19 protein-coding genes are annotated in these 19,095 nt (G+C 71.2%); 8 read left to right on the top strand and 11 right to left on the bottom strand.

Annotation, left to right across the window (positions count from 1 at the left end; translation table 11 throughout):
- Window positions 1-25 precede the first annotated feature (25 nt).
- The gene (gene hemB / locus OHS57_RS22085) at window positions 26-1,021 is read left to right on the top strand and encodes a porphobilinogen synthase (protein WP_328583106.1); all 996 of its coding nucleotides are present in this window, start codon (window positions 26-28) and stop codon (window positions 1,019-1,021) included.
- A 5-nt stretch (window positions 1,022-1,026) separates the two neighbouring features.
- Here hemB and OHS57_RS22090 read toward each other — a convergent pair whose 3' ends face one another.
- Window positions 1,027-1,959 (bottom strand): aminoglycoside phosphotransferase family protein, encoded by a 933-nt coding sequence (locus OHS57_RS22090; RefSeq protein ID WP_328583107.1) that lies wholly within the window; start codon window positions 1,957-1,959, stop codon window positions 1,027-1,029.
- A gap of 67 nt (window positions 1,960-2,026) precedes the next feature.
- On the opposite strand from OHS57_RS22090, the gene OHS57_RS22095 reads away from it, so the two are divergent.
- A complete protein-coding gene (locus OHS57_RS22095; RefSeq protein WP_328583108.1) occupies window positions 2,027-3,382 on the top strand; it encodes an FAD-binding protein in 1,356 nt (451 codons plus the stop codon).
- Between the two features lie 58 nt (window positions 3,383-3,440).
- Here OHS57_RS22095 and argS read toward each other — a convergent pair whose 3' ends face one another.
- Complete coding sequence (argS, locus tag OHS57_RS22100) at window positions 3,441-5,219, bottom strand: arginine--tRNA ligase (protein ID WP_328583109.1); 1,779 nt, start codon at window positions 5,217-5,219, stop codon at window positions 3,441-3,443.
- Window positions 5,220-5,378: 159 nt separating this feature from the next.
- Between argS and lysS the strand changes: the two genes are divergently transcribed.
- Entirely contained in the window at window positions 5,379-7,130 is a 1,752-nt protein-coding gene (lysS, locus tag OHS57_RS22105) for a lysine--tRNA ligase (protein WP_041986165.1), read from the top strand.
- 50 nt (window positions 7,131-7,180) lie between these two features.
- On the opposite strand, the gene OHS57_RS22110 is transcribed toward lysS, so the two are convergent.
- From OHS57_RS22110 to OHS57_RS22120, 3 genes are all read right to left on the bottom strand, one after another.
- Window positions 7,181-8,614, bottom strand: a complete 1,434-nt coding sequence (locus tag OHS57_RS22110; RefSeq protein WP_328583110.1) for a DUF2637 domain-containing protein — start codon at window positions 8,612-8,614, stop codon at window positions 7,181-7,183.
- Between the two features lie 184 nt (window positions 8,615-8,798).
- Window positions 8,799-9,644: a DUF3558 domain-containing protein gene (locus OHS57_RS22115; protein WP_328583111.1), complete on the bottom strand. Its 846-nt coding sequence runs from the start codon at window positions 9,642-9,644 to the stop codon at window positions 8,799-8,801.
- Window positions 9,645-9,767: 123 nt separating this feature from the next.
- Entirely contained in the window at window positions 9,768-10,655 is an 888-nt protein-coding gene (locus OHS57_RS22120; protein WP_328583112.1) for a DUF3558 domain-containing protein, read from the bottom strand.
- A 189-nt stretch (window positions 10,656-10,844) separates the two neighbouring features.
- On the opposite strand from OHS57_RS22120, the gene OHS57_RS22125 reads away from it, so the two are divergent.
- Window positions 10,845-12,044: an RtcB family protein gene (locus tag OHS57_RS22125; protein ID WP_328583113.1), complete on the top strand. Its 1,200-nt coding sequence runs from the start codon at window positions 10,845-10,847 to the stop codon at window positions 12,042-12,044.
- Window positions 12,045-12,063: 19 nt separating this feature from the next.
- On the opposite strand, the gene OHS57_RS22130 is transcribed toward OHS57_RS22125, so the two are convergent.
- Together OHS57_RS22130 and OHS57_RS22135 are read right to left on the bottom strand one after the other, a co-directional pair.
- A complete protein-coding gene (locus OHS57_RS22130) occupies window positions 12,064-12,837 on the bottom strand; it encodes an SDR family oxidoreductase (RefSeq protein WP_328583114.1) in 774 nt (257 codons plus the stop codon).
- Window positions 12,838-12,918: 81 nt separating this feature from the next.
- A complete protein-coding gene (locus tag OHS57_RS22135) occupies window positions 12,919-13,269 on the bottom strand; it encodes a YnfA family protein (protein WP_041986152.1) in 351 nt (116 codons plus the stop codon).
- Between the two features lie 87 nt (window positions 13,270-13,356).
- Between OHS57_RS22135 and OHS57_RS22140 the strand changes: the two genes are divergently transcribed.
- Both OHS57_RS22140 and OHS57_RS22145 read left to right on the top strand, forming a co-directional pair.
- A complete protein-coding gene (locus OHS57_RS22140; RefSeq protein WP_241778496.1) occupies window positions 13,357-13,872 on the top strand; it encodes a hypothetical protein in 516 nt (171 codons plus the stop codon).
- Between the two features lie 58 nt (window positions 13,873-13,930).
- Window positions 13,931-14,416, top strand: a complete 486-nt coding sequence (locus OHS57_RS22145; RefSeq protein WP_041986149.1) for a MarR family winged helix-turn-helix transcriptional regulator — start codon at window positions 13,931-13,933, stop codon at window positions 14,414-14,416.
- Window positions 14,417-14,422: 6 nt separating this feature from the next.
- Here the strand turns inward: OHS57_RS22145 and OHS57_RS22150 are convergent, their stop codons facing one another.
- Genes OHS57_RS22150 through OHS57_RS22160 form a run of 3 tightly spaced genes read right to left on the bottom strand, consistent with a single transcriptional unit; the run spans window position 14,423 to window position 16,657 of the window.
- Window positions 14,423-15,262 (bottom strand): NAD(P)H-binding protein, encoded by an 840-nt coding sequence (locus tag OHS57_RS22150; protein ID WP_328583115.1) that lies wholly within the window; start codon window positions 15,260-15,262, stop codon window positions 14,423-14,425.
- Window positions 15,263-15,305: 43 nt separating this feature from the next.
- The gene (locus OHS57_RS22155; RefSeq protein ID WP_328583116.1) at window positions 15,306-16,073 is read right to left on the bottom strand and encodes a metallophosphoesterase; all 768 of its coding nucleotides are present in this window, start codon (window positions 16,071-16,073) and stop codon (window positions 15,306-15,308) included.
- Window positions 16,074-16,120: 47 nt separating this feature from the next.
- Entirely contained in the window at window positions 16,121-16,657 is a 537-nt protein-coding gene (locus OHS57_RS22160) for a GNAT family N-acetyltransferase (protein ID WP_328583117.1), read from the bottom strand.
- A gap of 76 nt (window positions 16,658-16,733) precedes the next feature.
- On the opposite strand from OHS57_RS22160, the gene OHS57_RS22165 reads away from it, so the two are divergent.
- Entirely contained in the window at window positions 16,734-17,354 is a 621-nt protein-coding gene (locus OHS57_RS22165) for a hypothetical protein (protein ID WP_328583118.1), read from the top strand.
- On the opposite strand, the gene OHS57_RS22170 is transcribed toward OHS57_RS22165, so the two are convergent.
- Window positions 17,342-18,205, bottom strand: coding sequence for a helix-turn-helix domain-containing protein (locus OHS57_RS22170; RefSeq protein ID WP_328583119.1), 864 nt, complete (start codon window positions 18,203-18,205; stop codon window positions 17,342-17,344). The two genes, OHS57_RS22165 and OHS57_RS22170, sit on opposite strands and share 13 nt — an antisense overlap.
- A 226-nt stretch (window positions 18,206-18,431) precedes the next feature.
- On the opposite strand from OHS57_RS22170, the gene OHS57_RS22175 reads away from it, so the two are divergent.
- Window positions 18,432-19,001 carry a TIGR03086 family metal-binding protein gene (locus OHS57_RS22175; protein ID WP_328583120.1) on the top strand — a complete coding sequence of 190 codons (570 nt, stop codon included), beginning with the start codon at window positions 18,432-18,434 and terminating at the stop codon, window positions 18,999-19,001.
- Window positions 19,002-19,095: the final 94 nt, after the last annotated feature.

A 19,095-nucleotide genomic window follows, 5' to 3' on the forward strand; every position in this document is an offset into this window, starting at 1 on the left:
CTCACGACGCAAGAGGCGATGGACGATGAGTGAGTACGGATCCTTTCCCGGCGCGCGCCCGCGCAGGCTCAGGGTCAACCCGACGGTGCGGCGGATGGTGGCCGGGACACGGCTGCATCCGGCGGACCTGATCCTGCCCGCGTTCGTACGGGAGGGCGCGGCCGAGCCCGTCGCCATCTCGGCGATGCCCGGGGTCGTCCAGCACTCGCTGGACTCGCTGCGCAAGGCGGCGGCCGACGCGGTCGCCGCCGGCGTCTCCGGGTTCATGATCTACGGGGTCCCGGACGACGACAAGAAGGACGCGACGGGCACGGCAGGCACCGACCCGCAGGGCATCCTGCAGGTCGCGATCCGCGCCGTGAAGGCCGAGGTCGGCGACGACCTCGTCATCATGTCGGACCTGTGCCTGGACGAGTACACCGACCACGGCCACTGCGGTGTCCTGGACGACCAGGGCCGGGTCGACAACGACGCGACGCTGGTGCGGTACGCCGAGATGGCCCGCGTCCAGGCCGACGCCGGAGTCCATATGGTGGGCCCGAGCGGCATGATGGACGGTCAGGTGCGGGTGGTCCGCGAGGCCCTGGACGGCGCGGGCCACGAGGACGTCGCGATCCTCGCGTACACGGCGAAGTACTCGTCGGCGTTCTACGGCCCGTTCCGCGAGGCCGTCGCCTCGTCGCTGAGCGGCGACCGCAAGACGTACCAGCAGGACCCGGCCAACGCCCGCGAGGCCCTGCGCGAGCTGGCGCTCGACCTCGAAGAGGGCGCCGACATGGTGATGGTCAAGCCGGCCCTGCCGTACCTGGACATCGTCGCGCGCGTCGCGGCCGAGTCGGACGTGCCGGTGGCGGCGTACCAGATCTCCGGCGAGTACGCGATGATCGAGGCGGCGGCGGAGAAGGGCTGGATCAACCGCGACGCGGCGATCATGGAGACCCTCACCGGGATCAAGCGGGCGGGCGCGGGCACGATCCTGACGTACTGGGCGACGGAGGTCGCGCAGAAGCTGGGTCGCTGAGGGGTTCAGTTTCCGGTCGGCCTCGGTGCCGGTGCCGCTGCCGAGGCCGGTGCCGGTGCTGGCGCCGGTGCCAGGACGCGGGCGAGTGCCCGGTGGCCCACCGGCCCCCAGCCGGGTTTGCCGCCGGGCAGGCCGAGTTCGCCGTTGCGGCCCATCTGGATGAGGAAGAGGCACTTCGCTGCGGCCAGGCCACGGGCGCGGCGGATCAGCGCGTCGTCCGTGTGCGGATACGCGTCGAAGAGGCGCGCCGCGGCCCCTTCGGGGAGCAGCACCCACGCCGCCGCGAGATCGACCGCCGGGTCGCCCGCGCACAGGTCGCCGAAGTCGATCACGCCGGCGAGTGTGCCGTCGCTGACCACGACGTTGGCCGGGTGAAGGTCGCCGTGCAGCCACAGCGGGGGGCCGTGCCACTCGGGGGCGGTGACGGCCTGCTGCCAGATGTCGCGAAGTCCGGGGAACTCGGGGAAGTCGTCGAGCGACCTCGTCATACCGTCGGAGAGCTGGGTCAGCGGAACGCCTCGGTCCGCACTGACCGGTGCGTCGGCGGGTGCCTTTTCGTGGAGCGCGGTGAGGAAGGCGGCCAGGGTGTCGGCGGCGCCGGCGTCGCTGATCGGGGCGCGGTCGGCCGGTTCGCCGTGCACCCAGGTGGCGACGGTCCAGGTCTTGGGGAAGCGTGCGGACGGCTCACCGATCCGTACGGGGGTGGGGACCGGCAGCGGAAGGCGCGGCGCCAGCGTGGGCAGCCAGCGGTGTTCGGTGCGCAGGAGGGCGGGCGCGCGCTCGGTGCGTGGCATGCGTACGGCCAAGTCGTTGCCGAGCCGCCACAGTTGGTTGTCCCAGCCGCCGGGCACCTCGCGTACGTCGAGGTGGGCGAGGTCGGGATGCTGGTCGCGTACCAGGGCGCGGACGAGGTCCGCGTCGATCGTGAGGGCGTCCACGGCCCCAGTCAACCAGTGTCCGATTCGTACAAGACGCCGAGCGCCGCACTTTCCTACCGTGACCTGTATGAACGACTTCGCAGGCCCGGTGTTCCGGCCGGACGACGCCGCGTACGACACCGAGCGCGCAGGACTGAACCTCGCGGCCGAGCACCGGCCGGCTCTCGTGGTGGGCGCGGTCGGTGCCGACGATGTGGTTGCCGCCGTACGGGGGGCGGCGGCAACCGGCCGGGCGGTCGGGGTGCTGGCGACCGGGCACGGTCCTGCGGTGGCGGCGGGGGACGACGGGGTGCTGATCGCCACGCGGCGGATGGACCAGGTACGGGTCGACCCGGCGCGGCGGACGGCGGTGGTCGCCGCCGGGGCGCGGTGGCGGCATGTGCTGGCCGCGACGACGCCGTACGGTCTTGCCCCGCTCAACGGATCGAGTCCGAGCGTCGGCGCGGTCGGCTACACGCTCGGCGGCGGAGCGGGGCTGCTGGGACGGCGGTACGGGTATGCGGCGGACCATGTGCGCAGGCTCGAAGTGGTCACCGCCGAGGGCGAGTTGCGCCGGGTGACGGCCGACAGCGATCCCGAGCTGTTCTGGGCGCTGCGCGGCGGCAAGGACAACTTCGGTGTGGTCGCGGAGATGGAGATGGACCTGTTCCCCGTCGGCAGGCTGTACGGCGGCGGCCTGTACTTCCCCGGCGAAGCGACCGCCGACGTCCTGCACGCGTACGCGCAGTGGACGCGCACGGTGCCCGAGGAGATGGCGTCGTCCGTACTGCTGCTCCGCTACCCGGACATGGACCTGCCGGGCCAACTGGCGGCGCTGCGCGGCCACTTCGTGACGCACGTACGGATCGCGTACTCGCCGGACACCCCAACCCGGACGGCGGACGGCGAGCGCCTGATCCACCCGCTGCGGGCGCTGGGCCCCCGACTGCTCGACACGGTACGGGACATGCCGTACGCCGACGTCGGAACGATCCACCACGAGCCGGTGAACGCGTCCTACGTCAGCTACGACCGCAACCTCCTGCTCCACCACCCGGACCCGGCCGCCACAGACACCCTCCTGACCCTGGCAGGCCCGGACGCGGGAGCCCCGTTCCTGGCGGAACTACGCCACTTCGGCGGCGCGTACGCCCGTCCCCCGGAGACCCCCAACGCGGTGGGCGGCCGGGACGCGGCCTTCTCCCTCTTCACGGGAACGGGCGCCGCGACCACCGACAGAGCAGCCCGAGACACCCTGCACCGCAAACTGACCCCGTGGGCCACGGGAGGCGCGAACCTCAACTTCCTGGGCGTGGAAGACGCGACCCCCGCCGGCGTCCGTACCGCCTACACGGATGACGCCTTCACCCGCCTGCGGCGGACGAAGTCGACCTGGGACCCGAACAACACGTTCCGCCTGAACCACAACATCCCCCCGGCATGACGCCGACCGGGGGGACGTCAGCGCTCGTCGCCGACACGGTCGGCGCCACGCCGTGGTGTTACAGGCGCTCGGGGGCGCGGATGCCCAGGAGGGTGAGGCCCTGTTTGAGGGTGCGGGCTGTCAGGTCGCAGAGGAAGAGGCGGTTCTCGACCTGGGCCGGGGTGTCTGCCTTCAGGACCGGGCACTGTTCGAAGAACGTCGCGTAGTGCGAGGCCAGTTGGTAGAGGTACGCCGTCAGCTTGTGCGGTTCGTACGCCGTAGCCACCTCGGCGAGGGTCGCCGCGAACGCGTCCAGGTGGAGGCCCAGGGCGCGTTCTGCCGGGGCCAGTTCCAGCTCCGGGTGGGGGGTGGGGACGGTGTCGCCCGCCTTGCGGAGGATGGAGCGGTTCCTGGCGTACGCGTACTGGAGGTAGACCGACGTGTCGCCGGTCAGCGAGACCATCTGGTCCAGGTCGAACTTGTAGTCCCGGACGGCCGACGTCGACAGGTCCGCGTACTTCACGGCGCCGATGCCCACGTACCGGCCGTTCTCGATGATCTCCCGCTCGTCGAGGCCCGCCCGCTCGGCCTTCTCGCGGACGACCGCCGTCGCCCGCTCCACGGCCTCGTCCAGCAGGTCCTCCAGCCGGACCGTCTCGCCCTCACGGGTCTTGAACGGCTTGCCGTCCTTGCCGAGGACCGTGCCGAACGCGAGCTGGACCGCCTGGACGTCGTCGTTCAGCCAGCCCGCCCTGCGGGCCGTCTCGAAGACCATCTTGAAGTGCAGCGACTGCCGTACGTCCACCACGTAGAGGAGCGTCGACGCGCCGATGCCCTGGACCCGGTCCCTGATGGCCGACAGGTCCGTGGCCGCGTAGCCGTACCCGCCGTTCGACTTCTTGACGATCAGCGGGACCTTGTTGCCGTCCGGGCCCTTCACGTCGTCGAAGAAGACACAGAGCGCGCCCTCGGACCGCACGGCGACACCCGACTCCTCAAGGAGCCGGCACGTCTCGTCCAGCATGTCGTTGTACGCGGACTCACCGACGATGTCGGGGTCGCTGATCTCCATGTCCAGCTTGTTGAAGACCGAGTAGAAGTAGATCTTCGACTCGTCCACGAACTGCTGCCACAGCGCCCTGGTCTCCGGGTCCCCCGACTGCAGGGCCACCACCCGGTCCCGTGCCCGGTCCTTGAACTCCTCGTCGGAGTCGAAGACGGCCCGCGAGGCCTTGTAGATGCGGTTCAGTGCGGACATCGCGGCTTCGCCGTCGACCTCGTCGCCCTCGTGGTCCAGCTCGTGCGGGTGCTCGATCAGGTACTGGATGAGCATGCCGTACTGGGTGCCCCAGTCGCCGATGTGATGCCGCCGGATCACCTTCTCGCCGGTGAACTCCAGGATCTCGACCATCGCGGCGCCGATCACCGCCGACCGCAGATGCCCGACGTGCATCTCCTTCGCCACGTTCGGCTGGGCGTAGTCGATGACGGTCGTGCCGGGGTGCTCCGTGTACGGCACGCCGAGCCGGTCGTCGGCGGCGCGGGCGGCCAGCGTCTCGATGATCGCCCGGTCCGCGACCGTGATGTTGAGGAAGCCCGGCCCTGAGACCTCGACCTCCTTGATCAGACTGGAGGGGGAGGCGTCGGCGGATGTCAGATCCGTTACCACCTTCGTCGCCAGCTCCCTCGGGTTCCCCTTCAGCTTCTTCGCCAGCGCCAGGATGCCGTTGGCCTGGAAATCCGCCCGGTCGCTGCGTCGCAGCAGGACATCCGCGGAACCGGCCTCCGGCAGGGCAGCCGAGAGGGCGTCCGCGATGCGCTGATCGACGGTCGAAGCGAGGGAGGGGACCGAGGCCATGGGCCGGCTTCCATTCCTGTTGAGGGGTGGGGAAATCGTCGGGGAGTCGTGTCCCCAGTATCCCATGGGCCATCAACCCGTTTTCGCTCTGTCGGTGGTACCTGGGAGAATGGCCTTCGCCCGTTGCCGACGCGGCCGAGGCGTACGAGAAAGAAGGACGTGCCGATCGTGGCTCAGAGCACCGAGACCGACTGGGTCTCCCGTTTCGCGGACGATGTCATCGCCGAGTCGGAGCGACGTGCGCCTGGCAAACCGGTCGTCGTCGCGTCCGGAATCTCTCCCTCCGGCCCGGTCCACCTGGGCAACCTCCGCGAGGTCATGACCCCGCACCTGGTCGCCGACGAGATCCGCAGGCGCGGCTACGAGGTCCGGCATCTGATCTCCTGGGACGACTACGACCGCTACCGCAAGGTCCCGGCCGGCGTCGCGGGGGTCGACGAGTCCTGGGCCGAGCACATCGGCAAGCCGCTGACCTCGGTGCCCGCCCCGGCCGGCTCCCCGTACCCGAACTGGGCCGAGCACTTCAAGGCCGCCCTGACCGAGTCCCTGGCCGAGCTGGGCGTCACGTACGACGGCATCAGCCAGACCGCGCAGTACACCGCCGGGGTCTACCGCGAGCAGGTGCTGCACGCGATGCGGCATCGCGCCGACATCGACGCGATCCTCGACCGGTACCGCACCAAGGACAAGCCCAAGCAGGACGGTCAGGGCAAGGGCAAGCAGCAGCAGAAGAAGCCCGAGGAGGCCGAGCTCGAAGCCGCCGAAGGCTCCGGCGCCGCCGCCGAGGACGACGGCAGCGGCGGCTCCGCCGGCTACTTCCCGTACAAGCCGTACTGCGGCGACTGCGGCAAGGACCTCACCACCGTCACGTCGTACGACGACGCGACGACGGAGCTGACCTACACCTGCGCGGCCTGCGGCTTCAGCGAGACGGTGCTGCTGAGTGAGTTCAACCGCGGCAAGCTGGTCTGGAAGGTCGACTGGCCGATGCGCTGGGCGTACGAGGGCGTGATCTTCGAGCCGTCCGGTGTCGACCACTCCTCGCCCGGCTCCTCGTTCGTCGTCGGCGGCCAGATCGTCCGGGAGATCTTCGACGGCGTGCAGCCGATCGGCCCGATGTACGCCTTCGTCGGGATCTCCGGCATGGCCAAGATGTCGTCCAGCAAGGGCGGAGTGCCCACCCCGGCCGACGCCCTGAAGATCATGGAGGCGCCGCTGCTGCGCTGGCTGTACGCGCGCCGCAGGCCCAACCAGTCCTTCAAGATCGCCTTCGACCAGGAGATCCAGCGGCTGTACGACGAGTGGGACGCCCTGGAGCGCAAGGTCGCCGACGGGTCCGTGCTGCCGGCCGACGCCGCCGCGTACGCGCGCGCCGCGTCCACCGCCGACGGCGAGCTGCCCCGCACGCCGCACCCGCTGCCGTACCGGACGCTCGCGTCCGTCGTGGACGTCACGGCGGGGGCCGAGGAGCAGACGCTGCGCATCCTCAGCGAGCTGGACCCCGCGCACCCGCTGGCCACGCTCGACGAGGCGCGCCCCCGGCTGGACCGCGCCGAGAACTGGATCACGAGCCAGGTGCCCGCCGAGGCCCGGACGATCGTCAGGTCCGAGCCCGACGAGGAGCTGCTCGGCTCGCTGGACGAGCAGGCGCGCGAGGCGCTGCGGCTGCTGCTGGCGGGTCTGGACAGCCACTGGTCGCTGGACGGGCTGACGACGCTCGTCTACGGCGTACCGAAGACGCTGGCGGGCCTGGAGCCGGACGCCAAGCCGACGGCCGAGCTGAAGACCGCGCAGCGGTCGTTCTTCGCGCTGCTCTACCGGCTGCTGGTCGGCAGGGACACCGGGCCCCGGCTGCCCACGCTGCTGCTGGCGGTGGGCGCCGACCGGGTGCGCAAGCTGCTGGGCGCCTGACCCCCGCCTGACCCCCGGCTGATCCTCGTCGGCTCCGGGTGCGTCGCGTGCTACGCGATGTGCTCGGAGTCGTCGGCGTCCGCGTCCAGCTCCGCCTGATAGCGGTGGCGGAACTCGCGCAGCGGGCCCCGTAGCGTGCTCTCGCTGAGCGGGCCGCCGCTGCGCCCCTTGAAGCCGTACAGATCCTGCAAGTACAGCCCGAACTGGCGCGCGTTGGGGAAGTCACCGTGCTCGCTGACGTACTTCCGGAAGGCGGTGAAGTACGTCTCCTCCCGCGACGAGAGGTCGTCGGGCGGGGTGGGGGCGGGCAGTTGCTCCGGTTCCGGCTGCTGCTCCGGTACGGGCTGCTGCTCGTACTGCTCCTCCGACCGCTGGCCCGGCACCCGCAGGGGGCGGCGGCCGTTTCCCTCGGGGCCCTCGGGCTGAGGAATCATCACCGGGGTCGGTTCCAGGCCCTCGACGTACGTCGGGTTGTACGCGCCCTCGTAGGCGCCCTCAGGGACCTGCGGCGCGGCGAACCAAGGGCTGCCCTGGTTCTCCTGGGCGAACTCCTGCTCCTGGGGCCAGTCTTGCTCCTGGGACCACTCCTGGTCCCGGGCCCAGTCCTGCTGCGGGACGGGCTGTTGCTGCGGAAGCGGTTGTTGCTGTTGCTGCTGCGGGAGCTGTTGTTGCTGCTGGCCCGGCAGTTGCGGCTGCGGCATCTGCGGCTGCGGCTGCGGCATCTGCGGCTGCCCCTGCGGCAGTTCCGCCACCACCGGCACCACCGGGGTCACCGGGGCCGCCGGCAGCAGCATCGGGTCGATGCCGGCCGCCGCGAGGCCCGACGGCGCGGTGTCGGCCAGCGGCACCCCGTACTTCGCCAGCCGCAGCGGCATCAGCGACTCGATGGGCGCCTTGCGCCGCCAGTTGCGGCCGAAGCGCGCCTGGAGGCGCGACTGGTAGATGAGCCGGTCCTGTTCGAGCTTGATGACCTGCTCGTACGACCGCAGCTCCCACAGCTTCATCCGGCGCCACAGCTTGAACGTCGGTACGGGCGACAGCACCCAGCGGGTGAGCCGCACGCCCTCCATGTGCTTGTCGGCCGTGATGTCCGCGATCCGGCCGACCGCGTGGCGCGCCGCCTCGACGGCGACGATGAACAGCAGCGGGATCACGGCGTGCATGCCGACGCCCAGCGGGTCCGGCCAGGCCGCGGCGCCGTTGAAGGCGATCGTGGCGGCCGTCAGGACCCAGGCCGCCTGGCGGAGCAGCGGGAACGGGATCCGGATCCAGGTGAGGAGGAGGTCCAGCGACAGCAGGACGCAGATACCCGCGTCGATGCCTATGGGGAAGAAGTACGAGAAGTTCCCGAAGCCTTTTTCCACGGCGAGTTCGCGCACCGCCGCGTAGGAACCCGCGAAACCGATCCCGGCGATGATCACCGCACCGGCGATCACAACGCCGATGAGTATGCGGTGCGTGCGTGTCAGCTGCATCGCGGCCACCCGCGATCCCCTCCCCGTACTCGAATCAGGGCTCGACTGCCCGACATCTGGCGGGCACAGCCTGGCACATGTGTGCGGTCGCCGCTTCGCTGGGCGGTGAGCCCGGCCGTACGCGCGGGGCCGGGCTCAGCGGAAAGGACCGGCCAAGGACCGGACAAAGACCGGAAAACGGCCGGTCCGGCGGCTACGCGTCGCCGGTCGACGACTTCGGCTTCGGGGAGGTGGACGAGGACGGCTTCGAGGGCTTCTCCGACGACGACTTGCCGGGTGCGGGCGAATGTCCCGAACCGGAACCCGTCCCCGAACCCGAGCCCGAGTCAGCCGCGGCGCTGCCGCCCGAGATCGAAGCGACCGCCTCCTTCGCGGCCTTCGCCGCGTCCTTCGACACGTCCGCGACGCTCGGCGACTTCGCGCCCGCGTACCCCGCGCCGTTGTACGTCAGCGTGACCACGACGTTCTCCGTACGGGCGACGACCGTCGCGTACGAGAAGTCCTCGCCGGTCTTCTTCAGGGTGTACGTGACCGTGGACGCCTGGTCGCCGATACCGGCCGCCGCCGCCGTCTTCACGCTCTTGGCGCCGACCGTCCCCTGCGCGTCCGCGATCTCCTCGGCGTAGAACTTCCCCGCGCGCGAAGCGCCGCTGCCGACCGTCACGTCCGAGTCGTAGCGCATGAGGGAGACGTCCAGCCAGCGGTACTGCGAGCCCTTGACGCCGTTGTCGTCCAGGCCGTTCCACGAGCAGGCGCCGCGCGTGGCCACGTCCGTGGACTTGCCCTGCGTGCCGGTCTTCGACTTGGCCTTCGGTACGAGCGAGCCGATCGTCTTGGCGCCCACGGTCTTGCACGCGTCGGGCAGCGTGCTGAACTTGGCGGGGGCGACCGAGGGTGACGGCTGCGAAGAAGAGGTCTTGCTCGGTCCGTCCGCGTCGCTCTTGTCGTCCGACCCGGACGAGCAGCCGGCGACGACGAGCATCACCGGAACGGCTGCGCAGGCGAGAATGCGGGGGAGTCGCGAAGCTGATCGGCGCATGGTTCCTTCAGTCATTGGTCGTACGGTCCGATCGGCCACGGTAACCGCCCTGGCACGTCCGCGTGCCGGGGAACCGGACTCCGCCGCTCCAGGGCGGCGGACCCGTGCGGGGGCCACGGACCGCTATTCGTTGAACTGGCCGGCCAGCGTTTTGGCCAGTCCCCGCGCCTTTTCCTGCAGTTCTTTGCGGTCGGGGACCTCGCCGACGCGGCCGGGCTGCTCGGTGTAGCCGATCGTCACGATGACGTTGGATGTGCGGAAGACCACGCTCACCTTGCGCGACTGGACGGTCGAACCGCTGCCGCCGAGGACATCGTTCAGGAACGCCACGTCACCGAGACCGTCCAGCCGGCGCGGTTCGAGATCGTCGCTCTCCTCCTCCGGCCCGCCGGGCGGTGTGGAGGAGGAAGGCGAGTCGGTCACCGAGGCGGAGGCCGATCCGGAGGCCGAGCCCGAAACGGCACCCGGGGCCGCCCCCGTCAGCGCCGTGCTGCCGCCCGCCGCGCCGCTCGCGGGGGGCGTGGTGGTGTTGCTCGCGTCCGGCGCCGGGGAGGTGCTGGGCGAGGGCAGGTGAGCGGTGTCCTGCTTCTTGGCGTAGATCTCCTGCGCCTGGTCCGCGTCACTCACCGTCGGGTCGTACGAGACGACGCGCTCGACGTCGACGGACAGCTGGTACGACTCGTCGGGGGAGTCGGACTTCCAGGAGCAGCCGACCCTGCGGTCCGTGTCGTACGTCACGGCCGGGGTGCCCTGGTACGCCTTCTCCTGCTGGTCCTTGGGCAGGGTCGCGATACCGGGCAGCAGGGTCTTCAGCGTCGAGCGCGGCACGGAACCGCACGGCTCACGCAGCGTGCGGTACTTGCCGGGCGCCGCCGCCGACACGGTCGGGCCGCCCGCCTTGGCGTCGGTGGCGGTCCCGTCGGTGCCGCCGCCGGACGAACAGCCGGCGGCGAGTGCCACGAGCAGCACCGCCGCGCCGGGTACGTACGCCTTTCGCGCCTTTCGCTGCACGGTCCCGGGCTCCCTTGCGTGCGGGGGTTCCGCGCGGGGCCCCGCGCGAAAACGGCTTGCCGTCGTACGACAGCCGATGGACACAATGTCTATCGCACGCGATGCCGTCGACGCTGGTCGGCTGTCCCTTTGCACAGCCATCGTTCCGGTTTTTGCGTTTCAAGAATTTTCGGGGGAATCGAGGAAATTATGTCGTACGTGGAGCTGCCCGGAGCGAAGGTTCCGATCCGTATGTGGGCCGATCCCGCGTCGGTCGAGGACGTCGCGATGCGCCAGCTGGAGAACGTGGCCACACTGCCCTGGATCAAGGGCCTGGCCGTGATGCCGGACGTCCACTACGGCAAGGGCGCGACGGTCGGTTCCGTCATCGCCATGCACGGCGCTGTCTGCCCTGCGGCGGTGGGCGTCGACATCGGCTGCGGGATGTCCGCGGTCCGTACGTCACTGACGGCGAACGACCTGCCGGGCGACCTGTCCCGGCTCCGCTCCAAGATCGAGCAGGCCATCCCGGTGGGCCGAGGTATGCACGCTGATCCGGTGGAACCCGGCCGGCTGTACGGGCTGCCGGGGGTGGCGGCGGGCTGGGACGGGTTCTGGGACCGGTTCGACGGGGTCGCGGACTCGGTCAAGTTCCGTCAGGAGCGCGCCACGAAGCAGATGGGGACGCTGGGCTCGGGGAACCACTTCTGGGAGCTGTGCGTCGACTCCGACGATGACGTGTGGATCATGCTGCACTCGGGATCGCGGAACATCGGCAAGGAGCTGGCCGACCACCACATCGGCACGGCGCAGTCCCTGCCGCACAACCAGGGACTGGTCGACCGCGATCTCGCGGTGTTCGTCGCCGACACCCCGCAGATGGCGGCGTACCGCAACGACCTGTTCTGGGCGCAGGAGTACGCGAAGCACAACCGCGCGATCATGATGGCGCTCTCCCAGGAAGTGATCCGGCGGGAGTTCAGGAAGGCGAAGGTGACCTTCGGCGAGGTGATCTCCTGCCACCACAACTACGTCAGCGAGGAGCGCTACGACGGGATGGACCTGCTGGTCACCCGCAAGGGCGCCATCCGCGCCGGCTCGGGCGAGTACGGGATCATCCCGGGCTCGATGGGGACAGGGTCGTACATCGTGAAGGGCCTGGGGAACGCGGCGGCGTTCAACTCGGCCTCGCACGGCGCGGGACGCCGGATGAGCCGTAACGCGGCGAAGCGGCGCTTCTCGACGCGGGACCTGGAGGACCAGACGCGCGGGGTGGAGTGCCGGAAGGACTCCGGTGTGGTGGACGAGATACCGGCGGCCTACAAGCCGATCGAGCAGGTCATCGAGCAGCAGCGCGACCTGGTCGAGGTCGTCGCGAAGCTGAAGCAGGTCATCTGCGTGAAGGGCTGAGCCGCGCGCCCTGCGGGCCTCAGAGTTCCCTGTGCACCTTGGAGTTGGACGCCTGGGCGCGCGGCCTGACCACCAGCAGGTCGATGTTGACGTGGCTGGGACGGGTCACCGCCCAGGTGACCGTCTCGGCCACGTCGTCGGACGTGAGGGGCTCCGCCACCCCCGCGTAGACCTTCGCGGCCTTCTCCGTGTCGCCGTGGAAGCGGGTGACGGCGAAGCCCTCGGTCTTGACCATGCCGGGGGCGATCTCGATCACCCGCACCGGTGTGCCGACGATTTCGAGCCGGAGCGTCTCCGCGAGGACGTGCGCGCCGTGCTTGGCCGCGACGTAACCGGCGCCGCCCTCGTACGTGGCGAGGCCCGCCGTGGAGGAGATGACGACCACCGTGCCGTCCCCGCTCGCGGTGAGGGCGGGGAGCAGGGCCTGGGTGACGTTGAGGGTGCCGATGACGTTCGTCTCGTACATCTGGCGCCATTCGGCCGGGCTGCCGTCGGCCACCGGATCGGCGCCGAGCGCGCCGCCCGCGTTGTTCACGAGCACGTCCACGGACGGGAAGCCGCCGAGGTCGGCCGCGAACGCGTCGACAGCGGCGCGGTCCGTGACGTCGAGGACGTACGCGGTGGCCTGCCCGCCGCCGTCGGTGATCTCGGCGGCCAGCGCCTCGATACGGTCCTTACGGCGCGCGGTGACGACGACGTGATACCCGGCGGAGGAGAGTTGCCGGGCCGTGGCGGCGCCGATACCGCTGCTCGCTCCGGTGACGACGGCGATGCGGGTACCGGCGGCGGTCATGGCGTGCTCCTCGCGCGTGGGGGTGATGTGCTGGCCGTGGGCTGTGCCGACCAGGATAAACGGGCGGTCCGGTACGGGAATTCAGTGCCCTCGGGGGGCGAACATGATCAGTCCCATGCCGAGCAGACAGACCATGGCGCCGCCGATGTCCCAGCGGTCCGGCCGGTAGCCGTCGGCGACCACGCCCCAGAGGATCGAGCCGGCCACGAAGACCCCGCCGTAGGCGGCGAGGATCCGGCCGAACTGGCCGTCCGGCTGGAGCGTCGCGACGAAGCCGTACGCGCCGAGGGCGATGACCCCCGCGCCGATCCAGACCCAGCCACGCCCGCCGCTGTTGCCGTCGCCGCGCACGCCCTGCCAGACGAGCCAGGCGCCGCCGATCTCGAAGAGGGCGGCGACGACGAACAAGGCGGCGGACCGGAGGACGTACATGGGCACAGCGTGCCATGCGGGTGATCGCGGGCGCGCCGGGCTGACGGATGGTCAGGGTTGCGGTGTGATCATCTGTACCTTTCCGCCATGACTCCAATGCGTAAGTCGCTGCTGGTGGTGGTGTCCGCGATGACCGTGGTGGTGCTGGGCGCCGGGGCGGCGGCCGAGGCCGACTCGGGCGCTGGTGCCGCTGCCGCTACGGGTACGGGTGTGATCGCGCCCGAGGCCGATGTGGCGCACCACGGGCGGTTGTCGCTGTGGAGCGGCGAGCTGAGCGTCCGGGTCGCCTCCGAGAACCACGGCCCTTCGGCGGTCGCCGACGCGACGGTACGGCTGGACTTCTCGGTGCCGCTGGTGCGCGGCCAGGAGCTGCCCGCGAACTGTCTGTGGGGCGGCGACCGGACCGTACTGTGCCGCACCGGGCAGCTGCGGGCCGTCGGGCGGGGCGGCGAGACGGCCATCGCGCTGCGGACCGTGGGCGATCCGGACGAGGCGGTCGTGCAGATCGACACGGTGTGGAACGGCGGTGCCAGCGACCGCAACCCCGACAACAACCGGCACCGGGTACTCGTGCCGGCCACGGGCGACGCGTACGCCTACTGAGGCCGTACGCCTGCTGAGCGGCGGCGGGCGGCTGTCGTCTGCGCCGTACACTCTCTGCATGCCGCAGCGGAACACCCCTGAGCGCCCCGGGCTGCTGGCCGAGCTGGCCGACACCTCGCGGCTCTACATGGCGTCGTACGCGCTGTTCAACCAGGCCGTCGCCGATCACCTGTCGCTCCATCCGACCGACGTCCAGTGCCTCAACCTGCTCAGCCTGGAGCCGGGCCCCGTCACCACCGGGCGCATCGCCGAACTCACCGGTCTCACCACCGGGTCGGCCACCCGGCTCGTCGACCGGCTGGAGCGTGCCGGTTACGTGTCGCGCCGCCGCGACACCGGGGACCGGCGGAAGGTGCTCGTCGCGACCGTGCCCGAGCGGATGGCGCGGTTCGGCGAGGTCTGGGACACGCTGCGCGCGCCCTGGGGTGCGATGTTCGACGCGTACGACGACGCCGAGATCGCGCTGCTCATCACGCACATGCGGCGCACGATCGAACTCAGCGCGGCCCAGATCCAGCGCCTGCGCACCCCCGGCAGCCCCTAGCGCGCCTCAGTCAGCGAACGCGGCCGCGTGGTCCCTTGCCCAGGTCGTGAACGTGCGGGCGGGGTGGCCGGTCAGGTGCTGGATCGCGTCCGTGACCTCGCTGCGTACGCCGTCCTGTGCCGCCCAGTACTGCAGCAGGGCCTTGGCGACCGGCGGAGGCATGAAGGCGGAGGTGGCTTCCCGCCAGGCTTCCGGCGTGCGGGCGTTGACCGCGATCTCCCGGCCGGTGATCTCCGCCAGGACGGCGATCTGGTCGGCGAAGGTCAGCGACTCGGGGCCGGTCAGCAGGAACGCCCCGCCGCGATGGCGGGCCTCGGTCAGGGCCGCGAACGCCGCGTCGGCGATGTCCGCCTCGTGGATCGGGCTGGTGTACGCCCGCGGGTACGGCAGGTCCACGGCGCCCGTTGTCCGCACCGCACCCGCCCATTGGTACGCGTTGGTCGCGAAGGCGTCGGGGCGCAGGAAGGTCGCCTCGACCGGCGAGGCGGTCAGGGCGCGTTCGACGTCGAGATGGGCGACGGCGATCGGATTGTCGTCGGCGCGGGGGAGGACGACGGAGCTGGAGGAGAGCAGCACGATGTGCGTCACTCCCGCCGTCCGGGCCTGCCGGACGAACTCCCCGATATGTGCGGGCTCGGCGTAGAGGAAGACGGAGTCGACGCCGTCGAGTGCGGCGGCGAACGTGCCGGGATCCCCCAGATCGCACGCCACCACCTCGACGCCCGGCACGGGGCTCAGCCGTTCCGGGCGACGGGAGGCCGCGCGTACGTCATGGCCCGCGCCGTGCAGGAGGGGAACGAGGGCGGCGCCGACGCGGCCGCTGCTACCGGTGACGAGAATGGTCATGATGTGCAGCGTAGCGCAGAAGCTGCGTCGCGCAGATAAATTTCTACGGGACGAACCTGAAGTGCGTGGTGACGGGGCCGCCCTCGCCCACGACATGGAACGCGACGGCGGGCGGTGCCGCGCGGTCCGTGAACTCCGTGCCGCTCTCCCACGGCAGCCGCAGCGTCGAGATCACGCCCGGCGCCACCAGGAGCGGCCTTCCGGCGAACGTCGTGGCAGCGGGGGAGTGCGCGTGTCCGGTCAGCACCGCCGGTACGTTGCCGTGCGCCGCGAGGATCCCGGCCAGCCGGTCCGCCTCGGCCAGGCCCATGCCGTCGACCGCGTCGTGATGCATCAGGCCAGCGGGCGGGTGGTGGAAGGCGGGCAGGGCGGGGGTGTCCCCCAGTTCGTCCAGCGTGCTCGCCAGCCACTCCAGGGTCTCGTCGGCCAGCAGTCCTTCGTCCTCGCCCGGGATCGTCGAATCGCAGAGCAGCAGCGCGTGACCAGCCACGTGGTGCAGCCGGTTGACCGGTCGGCCCGCGGTCTCGGGAGTGGGCTGCGGGGCGGGCTGCTCGCCGAGCAGGAAGCCGCGGTAGGTGGCGCGGTCGTCGTGGTTTCCCGGGCAGGGGAAGGCGGGTGCTTCGAGTTCGGCGAGGAACTTCGCCGCCTCCGCGTACTCGTCGGGTGCGCCGTGGTCCGCGATGTCTCCGGTGACGAGGACAGCGTCCGGCCGACGGGTCAGGCCGTTCAGATACGCGACGACGCGCGCGGTGCGGTCGGTCGCCCGCTCCGTGCCGTCCAGATGCAGATCGCTGATATGGGCGAGCAGCATGAAGCCCCCTCCATTGCGCTAATGGTAGATGGAGGCTATCCCATTAGTCAGGAGGCGGTGAGGTCGAGGCGCCAGTTGTTGCAGCGCATCGGGTGGCCCACCGGGTACTCGAAGTCCACCTCTCCCCGGAGCGTGAAACCCGCCTTGCGGCACACCGCGTTCGACGGGGCGTTGTCGACGGACGGGAACGCGTGCAGGAAGCGGTGCTTGCCGGCCGTGCGGGCCTCGTGCACGACGGCCGTCGTCGCTGCCGGGGCGATGCCCCGGCCGTGGTACGCCGTGAGGACGCCCCAGCCCGACTCGTACACGGCCTCGCCGTTCCAGGTCTGCTCCCAGAAGCCGACCGTGCCGACCGGCTGCTCCGCTTCGCCGTCCCCGGGGAGCAGCACGACGCGGAACATCCTGCCCTTGCCCGTACGGTCGGCGCTCAGCTCCACGTACCGCCGGTGCCGCTTCAGCACCTGCTCGTCCGTCTCGGGGCCGCCGAGATGCGCCATCAGCTCAGGGGCGTTCATCCCGCGCAGCAGGTCGAGATCGCCCTCGGACCATGGATCAAGCCGTACTCGCGGTGCTTTGATCTCCATGTCACGGAACTCTAGGTGGGGGGTCTGACATATGAGCCGGACCGGCTTCCGAACCGGCGTCTGGACCGTCGGGGTTGTGCCGGACGGTGAAGTCGCCGCCCTGCCGCTGCGGTTCTCCGGGGCCGAAGGCGCCTGGAGCGTGCCGCCCGGGTACGCCGACGATCTGCGGTGGTGGCTCGAAGGCGGCGACCGCGAACCGTACTTCACGCCGGGTCCGACCGCGGCGGCCCGCCGGTTCGACGCGTTCGCGCGCAGCGGCGGGCCCACCGCTCCGGCGGTCGCCGCCATGAAGGAAGCCGGTCTGGAGCTGCTGCGGGACGCGGGTACCGGGGTGGGTCCTGACGCGCACTTCGTCGTCTCCGTCCCCGACGGGGATCCCGCCACCGCGCTCTACCACGGTCTCGGCGCCGAGGCCGCCGCCCAACTGCCCGGTTCCTTCGGGGACTTCCTGCTGCGAGCCGACGAGGTACGTGGCGTGCTGCCGCACGCGGAGGCCGTCCTCGCCGTCACGGGGCCACGGCGTACCGAAGTGCTCGCCAGGATCGACGCCTGGCTGTCGGCCATGTCGGCGGCGCCCGCCGGCTTCGACTCCGCCGAGCTGCTGGCGGGTCCGCTGCGCGTCCTGCGCCACGCGGCGGCGACCGGGGCGGGCGCCCTCGGAGTCACCGGCGGCGGCGCCGGCGGTCAGCGCGCGTAGGCCGTCGGGGGCACCCCGACCGTCGCCGTGAAGTCCCGTACGAGATGGGCCTGGTCGCTGTAGCCGAGTTCGGCCGCCAGCTCGGCCCAGTCCACCTCGGCGCCCTCGCTCGACTCGGCCCGCTCCAGCGCCTCATGGATGCGGTAGCGCAGGATGACCCACTTGGGGCCCACCCCCACGTACGTCGCGAACAGCCGTTGCAGCGAGCGCGCCGAGATCCCCTCCGTCTCCGCGAGTGACGCCACCCGGCGCACCGTGCGGTCGGTCCTGATCCGGTCGGCCAGCCGCATCGCCATCGCGACCTGCGGGTCGGGCTCGGCCGGCCCGCCGGGCTCGCCGAGATCAGCGACGCCCAGCAGATACGTGTCGAGCGCCGCCACCGCCGCGTCGTCGGCCCCCGCACCCGCACCCGTACCCGCGTCCGCGCCCGCCGGGGCCAGGATCGTCGCGATCTCCGCCTCCGTCGTCGGCAGCGCCTCCGCCACCGGCAGCCGCTGCCCCGTCCACCGCGACACCGGCCACTGCGGCGCGAACGGCCGGAAACCGCCCGGCCTGAACTGCACCCCGCGCACCAGGCCGCGCCCCTCCAGCTTCTGCGTGAACAGTTCGAGGCCGATGCCGGCGACCTCCCCGAACGGCTCCTGCTCCCCGAAGCGCTGGAAGACCACGTTCACCGACGGATGCGGGACGAGATGGGAGACGTACGGCCGGGTCAGATCCCAGTCGATCAGCCAGTAGTGCTCCAGGTACGGCCGCAGCGCTGCGGCGGGCTCGCGGCGGCGGAACCGCACCTGCGCGAAGAGCTCCGGGGCGTCGATGATGCCCCGGGTGTCACGCCGTGGACCAGCCATGGAACCGATCCTATGTCGCGTTTCTTCAATACGCCGGGGCTGCCGGATTCCTAGGGCCTGTCGTTTGGATCTTGCCGGGCTCGCGGGGGCCGGCACCGCGCCTCGCGGCGTTGTCGTCGGTCGGCGACGCTCCGCGTCGCCTCCCTCCTCCGCCTTGCGATCCACGGCACCAGCTCCCGCTCCCTGATCCGGCCTGATCCAAACGACAGACCCTAGGCTCGTGCCCATGACCGAGAAGATCAGCGAGCTGCTGCGCTCGGCGGCCGGCCGGACCGTCCCCGTCGTCCGCCGCATCACCGATGACCAGCTCACGGCGCCCACCCCGTGCGGTGAGTACGACGTCCGCGCGCTCGCCGCGCATCTCCTCCAGGTCGTGGTCGGCTTCCAGGCGCTCGCCGCCAAGGAGCAGGCCGATCTCAGCTCGCCACCGCCGCCGCTGACGGGGGACTGGCGCGAGCGGTTCGCCGAGGAGACGGACCGGCTCGTGCGGGCCTGGGAGGAGCCCGGCGCCGAGGAGGGCGTCTCGCAGGGGATGGGGCTGCCGTCGCGCACGATCGGCGCCATGGGGCTTGGCGACCTGATGGTCCACGGGTGGGACCTGGCCCGCGCGACGGGACAGCCGTACGAGCTGGATCCGGCGCTCGTGGACGTACTCTGCGCCGAGTACGCGGCGCTGGCACCGACCGCCCGCAGGATGGGGGTCTTCGGGGAAGAGGTGCCGGTGCCGGCCGACGCGGGCCCGTTCGCCGCGCTGCTGGGCCTGACGGGCCGCGACCCGGCCTGGGCGGGCCGGTAGGCGGAGCACGGCCTCCGTCGTCCGTCGGGGGTTCCTTCCGCCTGCGCCCCGGTCCGGGTCATGATGGTTACGTATCTCGCTACGTAGGCGGAGG

The sequence above is a fragment of the Streptomyces sp. NBC_00370 genome, assembly GCF_036084755.1.
GTDB lineage: Bacteria > Actinomycetota > Actinomycetes > Streptomycetales > Streptomycetaceae > Streptomyces.